Here is a 16,601-nt window from a genome sequence, read left to right on the forward strand (position 1 = left end):
AACTATGGTTGTACAGTTTGTTTATTTCCATCAACATTACTGCAGCTAACCTCACTTAGCTTACTGTTTAATGAATGCTCTGATGACTTATACGCAACCCCATAGGAAATTCCACCAACGATCAGTGCAGATGCCACAGTAATTCCAACTATTGCTAGTGCAGATAATGCAGTAGCGTAAACGAGTCCTAATGGAACTACAACAGCAGATATAACAACCCCAACGGCTCCTGCTTTTGTAGCTTTAGGCCTATGTATACATGATGGGTCTGCACCATAATTTAGCAGAAGTTTTGCCATTTCTGGATATTTACTATGCCAAGCACAACTCAAAGGGGTATATCTATTTTTATTTTGTAGATTGATATTAGCTCCATTTTTTAGTAGAAGTTTCACTGTCTTTATATGCCCGTGCTCAGCAGCATAATGCAAAGGAGTTCTTCCACCTTCATCTTGTAGATTGATATTAGCTCCATTTTTTAGTAGAAGTTTCACTGTCTTTATATGCCCGTGCTCAGCAGCATAATGCAAAGGAGTTCTTTCACCTTCATCTTGTAGATTGATATTAGCTCCATTTTTTAGTAGAAGTTTCACTGTCTTTGTATGCCCGTGTTTGGCAGCATAATGCAAAGGAGTCCCTTTATCTTCATCTTGTGCATTAACGCCTGCTCCTTCTTCTAGCAAAACTTCTACTACTTGTGTATGCCCATGCTGAGCAGAATAATGTAAGGAGGTTTTTTCCCATTCATCTTGTACATTAACATTAGCTCCGTTTTTTGTTAAGTATCTTACTACTTTTTCATAGCCATTTTCAGCTGCTATAAGTAATAAATTGCACTTGAGTATTATAAACGTGTAATTTATATCAAATTCGCTTTTTTTCCACTCATCATATATAAGTTGATTTTCCTGCTGCAGCTTATCTTTAATTCTATCAATTAAATTTTCCTTACTCAGATCTGGACTACTGTTGACTTCTTGTAGTATTAACCTTAATGTCATTTCCTTCTCCAAGATATAAAATTTTATTATGGCATATGAAGTGGATTATGTCAATGAAGAACTAAGAAACTGGTTCTTCTTTTTTTCTATAGCTTTAGGTTTACCTACAATTTGAAAAACAACAAATTCGTCATTCCGCCGCAGTATCTCTAGATCCCGCTAACACGTAGCGGGATGACGAGTTACTTAACGTCATACCGTGATTTATTCACGGTATCTCAACCGCTAACAAAGCGGGATGACTAGACTTTTTGATTTACTCCCACTCAATGGTTGCTGGTGGTTTAGAAGTTAAGTCATAGACAACTCTATTTACTCCGGAAACGTTATTAACAATTATACTGCCAACATTCTGTAAAAAGTCCCAAAACACTAGCGAATGCTGATCCTTATCTTCAAATGGAAATGCATCAGCCGTCATACCATCGGACGATGTTACAGCCCTTAAAGCACAAACATATCCGTATATACGACCATCTCCCATGACGCCTACAGTTTTTATTGGTAATAATACAGCAAAAGCTTGCCATATCTTATCGTATAGATCGTAATTTTTCATCGTATTAATATATATTTCATCTACTTCTTGCAATATTCGCACCTTTTCTTCATCGACTTCACTTATAATCCTCACTGCAAGTCCGGGTCCAGGAAATGGATGTTGAAATATTATCTCGTCTGAAAGCCCAATTTCTTTTCCAAGTAGCCTTACCTCATCTTTAAAGAGGTAGCGTAAAGGCTCTACTAGCTTCAGGTTCATCTTTTCTGGCAACCCACCAACATTATGGTGAGACTTAATTGTACTAGTGTTGTCTGAGGCATGCCCTGACTCAACTACATCAGAGTAGATGGTACCTTGCATCAAAAAATCCACATCACCTATTTTTTTTGCTTCTTCTTCAAACACTTCAATGAAAGCGTTACCGATAATTTTTCGCTTTTTTTCTGGATCAGTTATTCCCTTTAACCTACTCAAAAATAAATTTGATTTATCAACGTAGTTTATCGGAATTTCTTTCAACATAGCAATGGTCTGGTTCTTGCGTAACAACCCAGTATCGATAAAAATACAGTTCAATTGTTTTCCTATAGCTTTATGTGTGAGAGCCGCTGCAACACTTGAATCAACCCCACCACTTACTGCAGCGATTACTTTTTTCTCTCCTACTACATTTTTGATTTTTTCCTTCTGCTTTTCAATAAACGATTTCATTGTCCAGTCTCTCTCGCAATTTGCAATATCCAAGAAGTTAGAGAGCAATTTACTGCCATTTGTTGTGGGCCTCACTTCAGGATGGAACTGAGTACAGTAAATCTTCCGCTGTTCGTTGACAATTATTGCAATTGTTTGATTTATCACACCTGATGCGATAACAGTAAATCCCTGTGGTATAGTATCAACACTGTCCGCATGGTTCATTAATACATCCACTTCAGAATTAACATCCCAGGTATCCTTTATAATGGGGGATTCTTTTAGTATCTTGATTTTAGTTCTGCCAAACTCCTGTTTGAAACTCTCTTTTACTTTTGCTCCAAAATAATGACAAATGAGTTGCTGTCCATAGCATATTCCAAGTATAGGAACGTTTGTTGCCTTATTAAGTTTTATAATTTCATGTACTACTCTACTTGTTTCAGAACAATCATCATTTACAGATTGTGGTCCTCCAGAGAGAATAAACCCATTGAATTTTGATATTGTTTCAAAACTGATGTTGCTTGGAAATATTTCGCAATACACACCCATTTCCCTGACTTGTCTTGCGATAAGCTGTGTAAATTGTGAACCAAAATCAATAATGGCAATTGCTGACAATTTGCTCCTCCATATTATTTAAAAGTGATATCTGATAATAAAGAAAATAAAGAAGTAAGTAAACTAAGACCTCTTAAAAGCTTTGATGTATGACTTAAACGTTAGCTATGATTTATTTTGAGTTGACAGAAACTTTGCACGGCGGTGACTCAGAGTCCTCAGTTTTTCTTTGGGGTCAAGGCATACTTTAAAAAAATCCCAACCGTTGCAACTTTTACCGGTAATTCTTGTGCCAGCCGTAGAAGGAGCACTATATTCTTCCCCATTGTAAATAAACTTTCCCTCATTACTGACTGTAACTTCATACATTTTCTTTTTATATTCTCCAACAAGTGTTCTACCTATAAAAAGAGCTTTAATAACTTTTTGATTTTGCGTTAAGCCATCATCATCAACTTGCACAATTTCTTTAGGTTTATCTATTTTGAGCTCATTTAGTGGCTCATTACCCACCATATTGTTTAATACTTTATTTATTATATATGTTACTGCCTCATCTTTGACTTCTTCTACCCTTTTATCTACATATTTTTCTACTTCACTACGCACATGCCTTTTCAAACTTTCAAGCAAATCCTGTAAGTCGAGTAAAGTTAATTCAGATGTTTCCATAAAAACCCCTAGTTTTATTATCACGTATCAATAATACATCTAGTATACTTAAAATATCTTTAAGAAAGGCGACTCTGACCCTCAGGTAGCTAATGTTAACTACCGATATCGTACGTGAACCAAAATCAATGATGGCAATTGCTGACAACTTACCCCTCCATATTATTTAAAGCAATATCTGATAATAAAGAAAATCATGGGGCAAGTAAACTATAGCTAAAGTGGCTTAGGTTTACCTACAATTTGAAAAACAACAAATTCGTTATTCCGCTACTTGTTAGCGCCGCGGCGGTATGACGTAGGGAAACCTTCTTGGGTTAGCTATATCTGTTTTGCCACTCTGCTGAACGGATACTTTGAAAGTAGATCTATTATAGAATTGATATGAGCCTTATTTTACCCTAATCGTTTATAACCTTTGGCACTACGAAATACTCATGCTCAGGTTTTGTATTGGACAATATCTCTTCTTTAATGTTTTGAGAATTTATAACATCATCGCGTACATGAATGTCCTTGTCTATACTGCCATAACGCATAGGAGAAACACCTTCAGTATTAACTTGTAATAAAGTATCATGTATCCAATCCAGCATTGTCAGTTCTTTGGAGTAGTGATCAATCTCGTCATTTGATAACTTAATCCTTACAAGCTGTGCAATTTTAAGCATTTCTTCCTTGGTAATTGTTATTTTTCTCTTATTTGCAAATTCTATTAGTGAAGTAATAACGTCTTCTGTTGACTTAGCTGGCATCTTTACCTCCTTGGATGAAGTGAGTTAAAATATCTACGACCGAAACAACTTCTATTTTACCAGTTTTTTCAAGTTTGTGAAGTATAGTATCCGTAATCACTAATTTATCTAAAGAAGAGGAAGAAATTTTTTCAACTGCACTTCCTGAAAGCACGCCATGTGTGATGCATGAAATTACGGACTTTGCTCCGCAATTTTTTAAAGCAAGGGCTGCATTACACAATGTTCCACCAGAGTCAACTATATCATCAACAATGACACAATTTTTATTCGCAACTTCTCCTATTATGTTCATTACTTGAGATGTGCCTGCTTTCTCCCTATATTTATCTACTACAATAATCTTATCACTTAACCCTATCTTGTACTTTTCCTCTAAAGTCTTTGCAAAAGCACGTGCTCTGCCAATTGCTCCAACATCAGGTGCAACAATTGCCAAATTTTCCGTGTGTATACAGTCAACAAATGCTTCAAAGCAGTTCAAATTAGTTATCGGTACATCAAAGAATCCTTCAATTTGACTTGAGTGCAAATCAATCACTGCAACACTACTTGCACCTGCAGTTTGAATAAGATTTGCAACTAATTTGGCATTTAAAGCAGATTGCATATCATTGTTCTTGATAATTCTATCTTGTCTGCTATATCCATAATAAGGAATAATTACTACTATCCTTTTGGCTCCTAATCTATTTACTGCATCAATTATAAGCAGAAGCTCCATAAGGTTATCATTCACAGGGGGAGAAAGAGATTGTACTATGTATACTTCTTGATTATATAGATCATTTGCTACTTCTACATTTACCTCGCCATCGGTAAACTTTGATATCCAAGCAGAGGATGGTTGAACATCTAGCCGGTTAACTACTGATTCCCCTAATTCTTTACTAGCATTACCTATTACTATCTTCATAATATACCAATTGAGCTTGTAAGATTATACAGAAATTATGAAATAATTGAAATGTAAGTTTCTTTATCTAGCATTCTTGTCGGCAAATTAGGTACCTCTTGTACAATGACCTGTCATTTTCACGCATTGTTTCAATATACAGACCCAAATTGAAACAACTATACAAAATCCTGCTTATGTTTCAAGATAAATGACTTTAATGAAATATAATTTACCTTACCACTTCGTTTTGATTCTCCAGTTCAACATAGGATAAATTACTCATACATTCTCCTAGTATTTCCTCCTTTTTATCATTATCTAGTCCACTGCTAAACCCCTGACACTTTTTCTCAAGAGCTAAGCGTGTAGCTATCTTACTGTTTCAGACGATAATTCCGGCAACTCATTACGAATCTTTTCCTGCTCTTCCTCAGAGAAATTGCCAAGGTTTTCCCTGGCCATTTCAGAAAATTTTTGAGTAATCGTTTCTTTTATCATTCCATCAACTTCCTGTTTATTTAGTGTAATAACTACCGATGGATGCAAGCCAGATAAAGACTCAACCATTTTATTGTATGTTCCACCTGAAGTAAGTAAAATAGCGAGGTTTAAATGGCATTAAGATCAAAATTATTGGATGAAAAAGTGGTTCACTAATAATGAGAATTGGTATTAGCTATAGAAAACTTGTATAGATTTTTTCTACTTCTGTGATATCATAAGCCTGTAATGATAAAATAAGCAAATATGGATAAGTCAGCGTATGAGATCATAGAACATGAGTATGATGTGGTAGTAGTGGGTGCAGGTGGAGCAGGGCTCAGAGCAACGCTTGGGATGGCTGCAACTAATTTTTCAGTTGCCTGCATTTCTAAAATTTTCCCTACACGAAGTCATACAGTTGCAGCACAAGGCGGAATTAGTGCAGCTTTAGGTAATATTGGTGAAGACGATTGGCGCTGGCATGCATATGACACAATAAAAGGTTCAGACTGGCTTGGTGATCAAGATGCAATAGAATATATGTGTAAAAACGCTGCTAAAGCTGTTATTGAACTTGAAAATTTTGGTGTACCTTTTTCTCGTACAGAAGATGGCAAAATATACCAGCGCTCTTTTGGTGGAATGACAACTCACTTTGGTAAAGGAAAATCAGCGCAGCGCACTTGTGCAGCGGCAGATAAAACTGGGCACGCAATCCTTCACACTCTATATCAGCAGTGTCTTAAATTCAACGCTGAATTTTTTGTTGAATACTTTGTGATTGATTTAATTATGGATAGCGAAACCGGAGCATGCTGCGGAGTTCTTGCTTGGTCGCTATGCGACGGCACATTACATAGATTTCGCGCACATTCGGTGGTGCTAGCAACAGGTGGATATGGACGTGTTTATTTCTCTGCAACAAGTGCGCATACCTGCACAGGTGATGGTAATGGCATGGTGGTGAGAGCTGGGTTACCACTTGAAGATATGGAATTTGTACAATTTCATCCAACAGGAATATATGGCTCAGGGTGCTTGATGACAGAAGGGTGCCGTGGAGAAGGGGGGTACCTCGTTAATTCTCAGGGCGAAAAGTTTATGGAACGTTACGCACCAAAAGCAAAAGATTTAGCTTCCCGTGATGTGGTAAGTCGTGCAATAACAATTGAAATTAGAGAGGGAAGGGGAGTTGGACCGAAAAAAGATCACATGTATTTAACTATAGCGCATCTTGATCCGGAAGTAATAAAACTCAGATTGCCGGGCATCAGCGAAACCGCAAGAACTTTTGCTGGAGTTGATGTCACTAAAGATCCAATACCTGTTATTCCAACTGTTCACTACAACATGGGCGGCATTCCAACCAATTATCATGGAGAAGTGATCACGCTGAAGCAAGGTAAGGAAGAAGTGGTAGATGGACTATTTGCAATTGGAGAAGCTGCATGTGTCTCTGTGCACGGTGCAAATCGACTTGGTTCTAACTCACTTCTTGATCTTGTGGTTTTTGGTAGAGCTGCAGCGCTCAGAGCAAAAGAGAAACTAAAATCCGGTACACCACATAAAAAATTGAGCTCAGATTGTACAGATTGGATAATAGATAGGTTTAATAAAATGCGATTTGCTTCTGGGAAGCTCAAAGTAGCAAAAATACGCAGCGAAATGCAGAACACTATGCAAAAGTACGCATCAGTGTTCCGTGTTGCTGAAGTTTTAAAAGAAGGTAAAAAAGCTATAAAAAAGGTAGCAAAAATGATGCCTGATGTTTCACTTGAGGATCGCAGTATGATATGGAACAGTGATTTAGTTGAAGCACTGGAGCTTGCTAACATGATCCCACAAGCGGTTATTACCATGGAATGCGCAGCCAATCGAGGGGAGAGTAGAGGTGCTCATGCTCGTGAAGATTTTCCTGAGCGTGATGATAAAAACTGGATGAAACACACCATAGCGTGGCTTGAAGAAAAGAAAGGTCAAATTAACGTAAAAATTGATTATAAAAAAGTGGCTGAAAAAACTCTGAGCGATGAAATTGACTTCATCGCTCCGGAAAAGAGGGTATACTAGTTATATTGTTAACCCATCTGCGGGAGATTTTGTTGATGTATCTTTCATTTCACTTTTTGGATTTCTTGCACGCTTTGTCTGTCGGTCATTGTCAGTAGAGTTCTTTGTTTTATTAGTTAGTTTTTCAAAACATTTCTTAACACCACTAAACCCTAAAGTGAGAGCAAGACATGTAGCTATAGCAATAGCTGCGAGGAATAAAGCGGCAAGGGCCCCAATGTAACCCTGAGAGACACCATATGCTACAGCTGAAATGAAAATAACCGTTGTTATGGATATTAATGTTTGACGGGTTCTCTTTGCTGGATCTATGTACTTTCCAGCAGCAGATACTGCTTTTCCTGTAGTAGATGCTGTTTTTTCTATAAAAGAACCTGCTTTTTCAATGCCAGACTGACATTTTTTTGAAGCAGTTTTACAGTGGTATTTTTCCTCGAGTTTCTCCTTTAGCTCTCTAACCTTTTTTTGTGCTTCTTGTGTAATTCTTGGATATTCTTTTAAATTAAGTAAAGTTAGATAATACTTTTTAGTATCAAATGTTTGACCTTCCAACTCTAGAGAACAGGGATCAGCGCTCATTTCTAGCAGCATTGCACAAAACTTTGTTGTATTGCTACAACTAACTGTTGAATCAAAAATTGTTCCTTGCTTTAGATATTCAATTTTTTCTTTCCTTGCTTTTGTTTTTAGCACCGCTTGTAGAGGCGTGTCTTCTTTCTGGTTGGTAGCATTCATAGCTTCTCTCAATTTATCTTGAGATATCACTTCTTTTTCTACTAAATTCAAAATCAACTCCAAATATGCAACTTTTTGCTCTCCTTTAAGTAAAGCAATATGATGTAAAGCATTGTTGCCATTTGTGTCTTTCAGGCTAATATCCGCCCCTTTCTGTAGTAACTCCTCAAAAAGTTTTTTATCATTATTTTCAATTGCTGAATGTAATGGATTACTATCTGGAGTATTTATGGTATACCCTATAATTTCTTTAATTTTTGTTTCTGTATTGGTTTTTATTTCTGGTTCTAATTCAGACTTCTTTACTGACTCTGCCAATTTTTCTAAGAAGTTAAGATAATATATTTTTTGTTTTTCGCTTAACTCCTGTAATTCTTCTTTAGACAACTGCAAATCATCAATATTTGCTCCTAATTTGAGCAATTGTATAGCAGATACTATTGTATTGTCGTAGTGTGGTATAAGTTTTTTAAAAGGTGTTAAAGTTTTTCTAGGTGTAGTCTCAAAACTATGTTTTTCTTTTGTTACTTTACTAAGTAACAATGCTTGCAGTGGTGTTTGACCGTTGCCATTTTTATCGTTTACAGCTTTTTCAAGTTGTGCTTTAAGTTGCTCTTTTCCTTCCTCTTTTCCTTCCTTCTTACTCACATCTAGTACTGTATTTAAAAAATCAAACTTTTGTTTTTTCTCTAATTGTGTAACTATTAGGTGTAAAATATTATTTTCCTTTTCATCTTTTGCACTGCTAATATCCTTACAACCTTTCAGATATTCTTCAAATTTCTTGCGATTTCCATTTTTAATTGCTTTGAATATTGGCTGTTCCTCATCAGTATATTGAACATTGCTGTTCGTTATCCCGTTGGTTTTCTCCACTTCTTGGTTTTCATTTGCTGTGTAGGAAATTGGTATACCCGAAATGTGGTCTTTCTCATCAGCAGGATCATCTTCAGCATCGCTACTGTTGCCGCTTTCGGTTTCACTCTCCATACTCCCTCTACGACCAATTTCATTTTGATCAACGTTATCAGGATGATCTTTTTTGCTGCTCTTGTTAATAGCTTCTGAAATTACTTGTTCTATTTCCTCTTTTTTTGTTGGGTCTAGTTTTTTTGACTGTTTGATTTCTTTTTTCAATGCTGGAAGGAAGTGTTGAGTATAATACTTATAATATTTTTCTTGTTCTTCAGGTGATTCTCCTAATTTGGTTAACACTTCGGTTAATATCTTAGGACTAGCCCCTTCCTTGAACAATCCCTTGCATTTGTTGAGAGTCTTGTCTTTCCCAACTTCTGGGTGTAGGTGTTTGTGCTTTCCTTTTGTTACTTTTTTCGTTATAATGCTCAATAATTCATTGTTGTGTACTAACTCACTAGATGTAGAATTTTCTTTTGTCATACCAAAGCCTCACTAAAAACTAACTATTTGTGTATCTTTGTAGTTGTAAGTGTCAACAATTTGAGATTGAGAACTAACAACTAAAAAGCTAGATTTAAATTTTAAAATGTTGTATATGTAATTGAAATACAGGCAGAAGAGCGTTTCTGCTAGTATCATAGTTAAACCTCACTTCAACGATTATCTACTATTTTAAATGTTTAGTTTTAAGAAAGGATAAATATTGGTATATAGCTAAAGTGAACAGGTGCAAAATGTGCTATACCGCGGCGCTAACGAGTAGCGGAATGACGGCATATCAAATTGTAGCTAGCTATAGAACGTTCCCTACTAGCTTATTCATGAATTGACGTAGTATTGATACATCGCTCATTTTAGTAGCTGGGTTTTCTGTATATTCTGATTGACTTGATGATTTTTGTACCTCTTGCTCTTCTAAATCGTTGGACTTATTTTCTATATCCTTAACAGAGTTATTGCATTGTGTATCATTTTTTGGTGCGTTATCTTGAAGTGTAAGTTGCTTTTCTTCAGTAAACTTTCCTTTAATTTTTCCAAATCCTTCATAAATATTTTCTAAATTCAAGTAAATAAGATAACAAACTCCAATAACTGCTATAATAGATGAGGCAGTTGCAATTGTAATACTTCCTTGAGAAGCGCTGAATATTACCGCACAGGCTAAAGCAGTAAATACAAGCGTTGTCACTACTTTACAAACAACATTATTGACATACTTCACAATATCGCGTGCTTTTAACTTCTTGCCAAAATTGCACTTCAGTTCAGTTCTCATATCATCTGGAATAAGCGCTCTACCCATTGATTTCTCTATTCCTTTTATAATTTTATAATACTCTTTGCTCCATAATCTTTCGGGTAGTATTAACTGCTTTGGGTCAACACCATTTTGCACTAATTTTACACAAAACTTGATCGTGTTATCACGGCTCTTAGGATTGACCAAATTATGTTTATCTTTTGTCGTCTTAGTAATTAGCGCTACTTGTAGTGGTGTGCGTTCTTTTTCGTTAGTGGCGTTTGCAGCTTTACTAAATTTCTCTTTTTCCACCGAATTTAAAATCAACTCTAAACATGTAACTTTTTGTTCTCCTTTGAATGAAGCAATATAGTGCAGAGCATTTTTTTCATCTTTATCTTGCACGGTAATATCTGCACCGTTTTGTAAAAATAACTCTAAGGCTTTATATCTATTTGTTTTTTCAAATTTCTTAAGTGATCGGTTCTCACTCTTCTCTTGTATGCGCTGGAGTACCAGATGGAGCGGTGTTTGCCCTTCTTTTTTATCATTTACAGCTTTTATAAATTGTTCTTTTTGGCTTGCTTCCAGCAATATATGGAGAAGTTTAAGTTTTTGTTTTGTTTCAGGTTTAACAATCAAGTGTAAAGCATTATTATCATCTGTGTCTTTAAGGCTAATATCTGCCCCTTTTTGCAATAGTTCTTTAAAAAGTTCTTTATCATTATTTTTAATTGCTAAATGTAATTGATAATTATCATTACTATCTGGAGTATTTATGGTACGTGGTATAATTTCTTTAATTTTTGCTTCTGTATTGATTTTTATTTCTGGCTTTAATTTAGATTTCTTTCCTTGCTCTGCTAATTTTTCTAAGAAATTACGATAGTATGTCTTTTGCTCTTCTTTTAAGCCTTGTAATTCTTTTGTAGATAATCCTAAATTATCAGAGCTGGCTCCATGCTCTAACAATTTTGTAAGAAACTTAAGTGTGTTATCATTATTTTGGATCGTATGAGACTCATGTTTTTCTTTTGTTATCTTGTTAATTAGTGCCACCTGAAGAGCGTCCTGATTTTCACTATTAATGAGTTGTGCTAAATCTTCCTTGGTGACCGTTTTTATTAGGATACCCAGAAACTTGCATTTCTGTTTCTTTTCGAGCGATGCAATAAGGTGTAAAATATTATTTCCTTTTTCATCTTTTATGCTGCTAATATCCGTACAATCTTTTAGATATTTTCTAAATTTCCTGTTATTTCCATTTTTGATCGCTTTTAGTAATTGAACATTATTATTCGTTATTCCGTTGCTTATTTCTACTTCATGATCATCTTCAACATCGCTACCGTAGCCACTCTCTGTTTCACTGTCCCTACGATCATTTTGGTTGTGGGTAAAACAATATTTGCTATTATAAGTAATTTCTGAAATTGCTTGCTTTACTCGCTCTTTTGTTTCATTTGGTGTTTTTTTCGATCGTTCTATTACTTCATCTAGCACTGGAAGGAAGCATTGGACATAATACCTATAATATTTTTCTTGTTCTCTAAGTGATTCTTCTAATTTAGTTAATACTTCAGAGCTAGCACCTTCCTCAAATAACCTTTTGCACTTCTTGAGGGTTCCATCTTGACCTCTTGGTTTTTCACGCTTGTGTTTTTCTTTTTTTACCTTTCTCTCTATAGTGCCATACAATTGCTCGTCTTTTCTATCCTGCTCTCGCTTTTTATTTTTATCTATGCATTCGTCTAACTTATCTGCATTAGTAGCTAGTGCGCTTAGATCTATACCCATACTAAAACCCCAATATTAAAAGCTATTTAAGTTGTCAGCACTAAACTAACAACCAAGAAGTTTGACTTTTAAATTGAGCTAAACGTTGTATATGTGATCAAAATATAGGTGGAAAGGCAGAAAACTAGTTTCTATTAGAAAATCTGTTATCATAGTCAAATCCTCACTTGAACAGTTGTCTACTATTTTAACCATTTAATCTTAAAAAATAATAAATATAGCTAAAGTGAGTAACTGCAAAACGTGCTACTGGCTAAAATATAGCTAAACTGACTTACGACAATTTGAAAAACCGTCATTCCGCTACTCGTTAGCGCCGCGGCGGTATGACGGTCCGCTACGTGTTAGCGGAATCTATGCTGAGATACCGCGGCGGTATGACGGTTCGCGGCGGTATAGCTATAGGATAAGAAACTATAGCTGCAGATCGATGCTTTTATAAATCTTCCAGACTTGGTTTTTCTTTTAGTTTTTTAAGTCTTTCTTTATTTAGTATGGAGCTTATCTCTTCTACACTTTTATCAATATCATCATTGATTATTACATAATCATATTTATCACGTTTGCTTATCTCTTTTTGAGCTTCGGCTAATCTGCGCTCTATTTCATCCGCACTGTTGCTATTACGCTTTTGCAGGCGTAACCTCAGCTCTTCCATTGAAGGGGGAAGTATAAAAACACTTACAACTTTTTTTCTCATGAGCTTGAATAAGTGAAATGCCCCTTGCCAGTCTATGCTTAGTAAAACGCTTATTCCACTGCTTAAGTTTTGCTCTATAAAATCTCTTGGTATACCATAAAAATTCTCAAAAACTTTGGCGTATTCAAGCATCTGACCAGCTTCGCATAACTCGTGAAATTTTTCTTCGGTAACGAAAAAATAGTCTTTTCCATTTATTTCGCCAGAGCGAGGCTTGCGCGTAGTCGTAGAAACAGACCTAACTAAATTAGTTGATCGCTCAAGTAATTTTTCTGATATAGTAGTTTTTCCAGCTCCAGAAGGAGAGGATAGAACCAATAATATGCCCTCACTTTTTATGGTCATTTTTCTTTGCATTTTTTAACATGGCGCTTTTTGGATCAGAGTTTAAAAAGCTAGAACCTTCTAAATTAGAATTTGATAAGTTGGTGCCAATGAGAGAAGAGTTATCAAAGACAGTATAGCGCAAATCGGTTTTTTCAAGATTTGCCTTATTCAAATTAACGTTTACAAACTTTGCTCTACTCAATGTTGAATTAGAAAAATCAGCATTTTCTAAATTCATATTCTTAAATTCAAAGTAAGAATAATTTACATTAAATTTTTCACCCTGTGATATTTTCTCTTGCAAATCTCCAATTGAAGTTATAGCATTTTCTAACCCTGCAAGTTTTTTCTGCCCTTGATTGTCAATCAAAATTGAATTATCAAACTTGCAATCTGTTAAATGAGCATCAGCAACTGAACTTTTATATATGCTTGAAGAGTGAAAAGACATATCACTAATTGTTGAATTGCTCAAATTGCTAAGAAAAAAGCTAGTTTTCCTAAAGGCATTAGCGTGAAGCAAAGAAGATCTGAAATCGCTTTCAATAAAATTTGAATTAGTTACTTTTAAATTGGACCAGCTCGAATTATCAGCTAATAAATTAAAGAATGTTGAATTTTCTATTTCACTGGAATCAATATTATGGTGAAAAAGTGTACTGTTATAAACTTGAGAGTCTTGGATTTTTATCTTATACATTGAAGTTGTAGAAAGGTCTGAATCTTCTATCTTCGCAGAGGTGAATAGTGAATGGTCAAAAAATGAGCCATTCATGTTAGAATTCGCAACTTTAGTATTATGAAACTTTCCGTGACGAATGTCAGCATTAGAGACATTAACTTGATGCAGTTCACTAAAACTAAAATCAATATTGGATAAATCAGCATCCTGAAGACTTGCTCCAGAAACATATACATGTTTTATCTTGGAACCATTTAGTATAGATTGAACAAAACTTGAATTATCGTCATTCACATAGGAAATTTGTGTGTTGCTTAAATTAGCTTCGTCGAAGTTACTGTTAATTATGATAGAAGAATTAAGGCAGGCATCGGAAAGATTGCTACCTGTAAAGTCTGATTCTTTTAACTCTGCACCATATATGTTAGCATTTTTTAATGAAGAAAATTGTATCTTTAATTTATATGCATCCACTCCAAAGAAACTTGCATTATCAAGGTTATTTTTCTGCATAACAGTATCGTTTATTTCACTATCATTAAAATTTACGTAGCTAACATTCGAGTTTGATAAGTTGGAGAGATTCATTTGCACATTCGAGAAATTAGTATGCAAACCAATTACGTTGTGCATACTTACTTTTTTGAGATCGGAACTGATAAAATCAGCATAACTAACATGAGACTGATCAAATACGATATCTGTTAAGTTTGCAGAAACAAATTTTGTAAAACTCAAATTTGTACCTTTTATTTTAATGCCACGTAAATTAGCATTGGAGAAATTAGCACCACGTAAATCAACATCAATGAAAGACACGTCGGATAAATCGGTGTTAGAAAAATCAGCACCAATCAGACTTACTCCATCAAAAACAGATCCACTTAGGTACAATTGGCTAAAATTAGCTCCATTTAAGTTAGAGCCAAAACCTTTCTTAAAATCTTCTGGCACGCCCTCTTTGTGGCACTGCACCAAAAATTCAGCAAAGTCTTTTTTACTGTAAGATACGTATTTTGCATCATGTAGAGCGTTTAAAAAATCACTAATCTGATTTTTTTCATCATTTGTTTCGTTTCCATAACATAAATGACCAACTAAAATTAATATCAAAAATCTAATCATCTTGCTTATCGCACTGCGACTCATTGTTTTCTTTCGTTTTCACAGCCCAATCGTAAATTGCTGAGCTTTCTTTATTGTCTATTTTTCTATCCTCCAAAAGGTGTGGCATCATTTCGGCAATCGCATTTATTATATTGATCTGCTTTTTTTCGATTGCTATATCAATTGGGGATTGAAAATTATTATTAACTACTCTAAGATCAGCGCCTTGTAATAAGAGAAAGCGCACTATGTCTACCTCACCTTGTTTAACTGAATAAATGAGAGGAGTATCACCCAATTTATTTCTAAACCTTAGTATCTCTTGAGTTGTTAATCCAATTTTTTCTAGCTTACTCATTATTCCTCTTAAGCAAGGTAAGTTATTTTTCTTAATACAGTAAAAAAATTGCTTACTGTAATCATCAATAAATACAGTTGTAGGAAGATGCTCATTAAGGCTATCATATTGTCGTTTATATATTGACTTGCTTTGTATATCTTTATGACCCCATTCTTTTATTGGTTCTCTGTTTAGCTTTGTCCATTTTTGTAAATTTTTCTTTTCACTTTGCTCTTCTTCATCTTTTTTAGTTATAGGTTTTACTCTATTGCGGTCCTTAGAATTATTGTTTGTTTCTTTCACTTTTTTTTCTTCAAACTGATTCTCTACTTTTTCTTTTTTTCCCTCTAATAATTGACTCGCATCACTTTTTGAAAGTTCATTATCTTTTATATCAATCTTCTGATCAGCTTGTAGATTTTTTTGCGGGTCAGTTGTATTCTCATTTAAATCAGCACTTAAAGGCAAAGGCTCTGGTTTCAAATCTTTATTCACTTCTTTATTGGCCACATTTGGTAAATTTCGAGCAAATTCGCCTGTACTTTCTTCTAGCTGGTCATTTGGCAAACCTTTATCAATCCTTTCACCTTCACTTATAGTTTTTTCAACCACAGAAGCTTTATTCTCGTTGTGTTGCAGCTTCTCTTTATCGGTTACTCTTTTGCTCTCAGCCTCTTGTGTTTGTTTAGCATCGACGTTGCTTTTCAACTCATCTTTTTGATTTGTCCTATCTTGCTTCCTTACACCTACATTTTCGTTTTTATGAACTGATTCAATTTTCTTTTCTTCAAATTGCTCTACAGCAAATAGGCTCAGTGATCCAAATACAACAACTAATAATACAAAGTATAAAATACTCTTCATAAATATTCCAAGCATAAGCTTAATTAAGATGATACTATAATCAAATGATTAATCTACAGTAAAAAATGCCTTAGGATTTAATTTATAAAAAAACAATAGATTTTTTGTATCTGTTCAGGGGCATCGCAAATATTGAAGCAAAGTGGTCAGTGCTTACTGTACGAACATTGTGATTTGAGAGCAATCTCCGCTAGGGAGGATGTCATCCCAGTGCCCTGACTACTTGGATCCAGGAATTTTGATTAGAGATTAA

The 16,601-nt window shown here is 35.0% G+C and carries 12 protein-coding genes; 1 reads left to right on the top strand and 11 read right to left on the bottom strand.

The window, feature by feature from the left end; genetic code table 11:
* Positions 1-2: 2 nt before the first annotated feature.
* The 6 genes from ABWU36_RS01055 to ABWU36_RS01080 form a co-directional block, all read right to left on the bottom strand.
* Entirely contained in the window at positions 3-1,001 is a 999-nt protein-coding gene (locus ABWU36_RS01055; protein ID WP_265016408.1) for an ankyrin repeat domain-containing protein, read from the bottom strand.
* 256 nt (positions 1,002-1,257) lie between these two features.
* Positions 1,258-2,820, bottom strand: a complete 1,563-nt coding sequence (gene guaA / locus ABWU36_RS01060) for a glutamine-hydrolyzing GMP synthase (RefSeq protein ID WP_353272900.1) — start codon at positions 2,818-2,820, stop codon at positions 1,258-1,260.
* A gap of 105 nt (positions 2,821-2,925) precedes the next feature.
* Positions 2,926-3,432: a DUF2924 domain-containing protein gene (locus ABWU36_RS01065; RefSeq protein ID WP_253309401.1), complete on the bottom strand. Its 507-nt coding sequence runs from the start codon at positions 3,430-3,432 to the stop codon at positions 2,926-2,928.
* Positions 3,433-3,833: 401 nt separating this feature from the next.
* Positions 3,834-4,187, bottom strand: coding sequence for an Asp-tRNA(Asn)/Glu-tRNA(Gln) amidotransferase subunit GatC (gene gatC / locus ABWU36_RS01070; protein ID WP_353272901.1), 354 nt, complete (start codon positions 4,185-4,187; stop codon positions 3,834-3,836).
* The gene (locus ABWU36_RS01075; protein WP_353272902.1) at positions 4,177-5,103 is read right to left on the bottom strand and encodes a ribose-phosphate diphosphokinase; all 927 of its coding nucleotides are present in this window, start codon (positions 5,101-5,103) and stop codon (positions 4,177-4,179) included. The genes gatC and ABWU36_RS01075 overlap by 11 nt, the downstream gene beginning before the upstream one ends.
* Before the next feature lie 351 nt (positions 5,104-5,454).
* Complete coding sequence (locus ABWU36_RS01080) at positions 5,455-5,652, bottom strand: hypothetical protein (RefSeq protein WP_353272903.1); 198 nt, start codon at positions 5,650-5,652, stop codon at positions 5,455-5,457.
* A gap of 180 nt (positions 5,653-5,832) precedes the next feature.
* Here ABWU36_RS01080 and sdhA point away from each other — a divergent pair, with 180 nt between their 5' ends.
* A complete protein-coding gene (gene sdhA, locus ABWU36_RS01085) occupies positions 5,833-7,638 on the top strand; it encodes a succinate dehydrogenase flavoprotein subunit (RefSeq protein ID WP_353272904.1) in 1,806 nt (601 codons plus the stop codon).
* Here the strand turns inward: sdhA and ABWU36_RS01090 are convergent, their stop codons facing one another.
* The 5 genes from ABWU36_RS01090 to ABWU36_RS01110 form a co-directional block, all read right to left on the bottom strand.
* The gene (locus ABWU36_RS01090) at positions 7,639-9,771 is read right to left on the bottom strand and encodes an ankyrin repeat domain-containing protein (RefSeq protein ID WP_353272905.1); all 2,133 of its coding nucleotides are present in this window, start codon (positions 9,769-9,771) and stop codon (positions 7,639-7,641) included.
* A gap of 313 nt (positions 9,772-10,084) precedes the next feature.
* Positions 10,085-12,328, bottom strand: coding sequence for an ankyrin repeat domain-containing protein (locus tag ABWU36_RS01095; RefSeq protein WP_265016411.1), 2,244 nt, complete (start codon positions 12,326-12,328; stop codon positions 10,085-10,087).
* A gap of 436 nt (positions 12,329-12,764) precedes the next feature.
* A complete protein-coding gene (gmk, locus tag ABWU36_RS01100) occupies positions 12,765-13,373 on the bottom strand; it encodes a guanylate kinase (RefSeq protein ID WP_253308926.1) in 609 nt (202 codons plus the stop codon).
* Positions 13,357-15,162, bottom strand: coding sequence for a pentapeptide repeat-containing protein (locus ABWU36_RS01105; RefSeq protein ID WP_253309928.1), 1,806 nt, complete (start codon positions 15,160-15,162; stop codon positions 13,357-13,359). The genes gmk and ABWU36_RS01105 overlap by 17 nt, the downstream gene beginning before the upstream one ends.
* Complete coding sequence (locus ABWU36_RS01110) at positions 15,155-16,348, bottom strand: ankyrin repeat domain-containing protein (RefSeq protein WP_265016412.1); 1,194 nt, start codon at positions 16,346-16,348, stop codon at positions 15,155-15,157. The genes ABWU36_RS01105 and ABWU36_RS01110 overlap by 8 nt, the downstream gene beginning before the upstream one ends.
* Positions 16,349-16,601: the final 253 nt, after the last annotated feature.

It is taken from the genome of Wolbachia endosymbiont (group A) of Portevinia maculata, assembly GCF_964028525.1.
Lineage (GTDB): Bacteria > Pseudomonadota > Alphaproteobacteria > Rickettsiales > Anaplasmataceae > Wolbachia.

Bases quoted from the DNA above. Each gene is read 5' to 3' on its own strand.
- ABWU36_RS01055 (WP_265016408.1), bottom strand. From the start codon at position 1,001: ATGACATTAAGGTTAATACTACAAGAAGTCAACAGTAGTCCAGATCTG.
- ABWU36_RS01065 (WP_253309401.1), bottom strand. From the start codon at position 3,432: ATGGAAACATCTGAATTAACTTTACTCGACTTACAGGATTTGCTTGAA.
- gatC (WP_353272901.1), bottom strand. From the start codon at position 4,187: ATGCCAGCTAAGTCAACAGAAGACGTTATTACTTCACTAATAGAATTT.
- ABWU36_RS01075 (WP_353272902.1), bottom strand. From the start codon at position 5,103: ATGAAGATAGTAATAGGTAATGCTAGTAAAGAATTAGGGGAATCAGTA.
- ABWU36_RS01080 (WP_353272903.1), bottom strand. From the start codon at position 5,652: ATGGTTGAGTCTTTATCTGGCTTGCATCCATCGGTAGTTATTACACTA.
- sdhA (WP_353272904.1), top strand. From the start codon at position 5,833: ATGGATAAGTCAGCGTATGAGATCATAGAACATGAGTATGATGTGGTA.
- ABWU36_RS01090 (WP_353272905.1), bottom strand. From the start codon at position 9,771: ATGACAAAAGAAAATTCTACATCTAGTGAGTTAGTACACAACAATGAA.
- ABWU36_RS01095 (WP_265016411.1), bottom strand. From the start codon at position 12,328: ATGGGTATAGATCTAAGCGCACTAGCTACTAATGCAGATAAGTTAGAC.
- gmk (WP_253308926.1), bottom strand. From the start codon at position 13,373: ATGACCATAAAAAGTGAGGGCATATTATTGGTTCTATCCTCTCCTTCT.
- ABWU36_RS01105 (WP_253309928.1), bottom strand. From the start codon at position 15,162: ATGATTAGATTTTTGATATTAATTTTAGTTGGTCATTTATGTTATGGA.
- ABWU36_RS01110 (WP_265016412.1), bottom strand. From the start codon at position 16,348: ATGAAGAGTATTTTATACTTTGTATTATTAGTTGTTGTATTTGGATCA.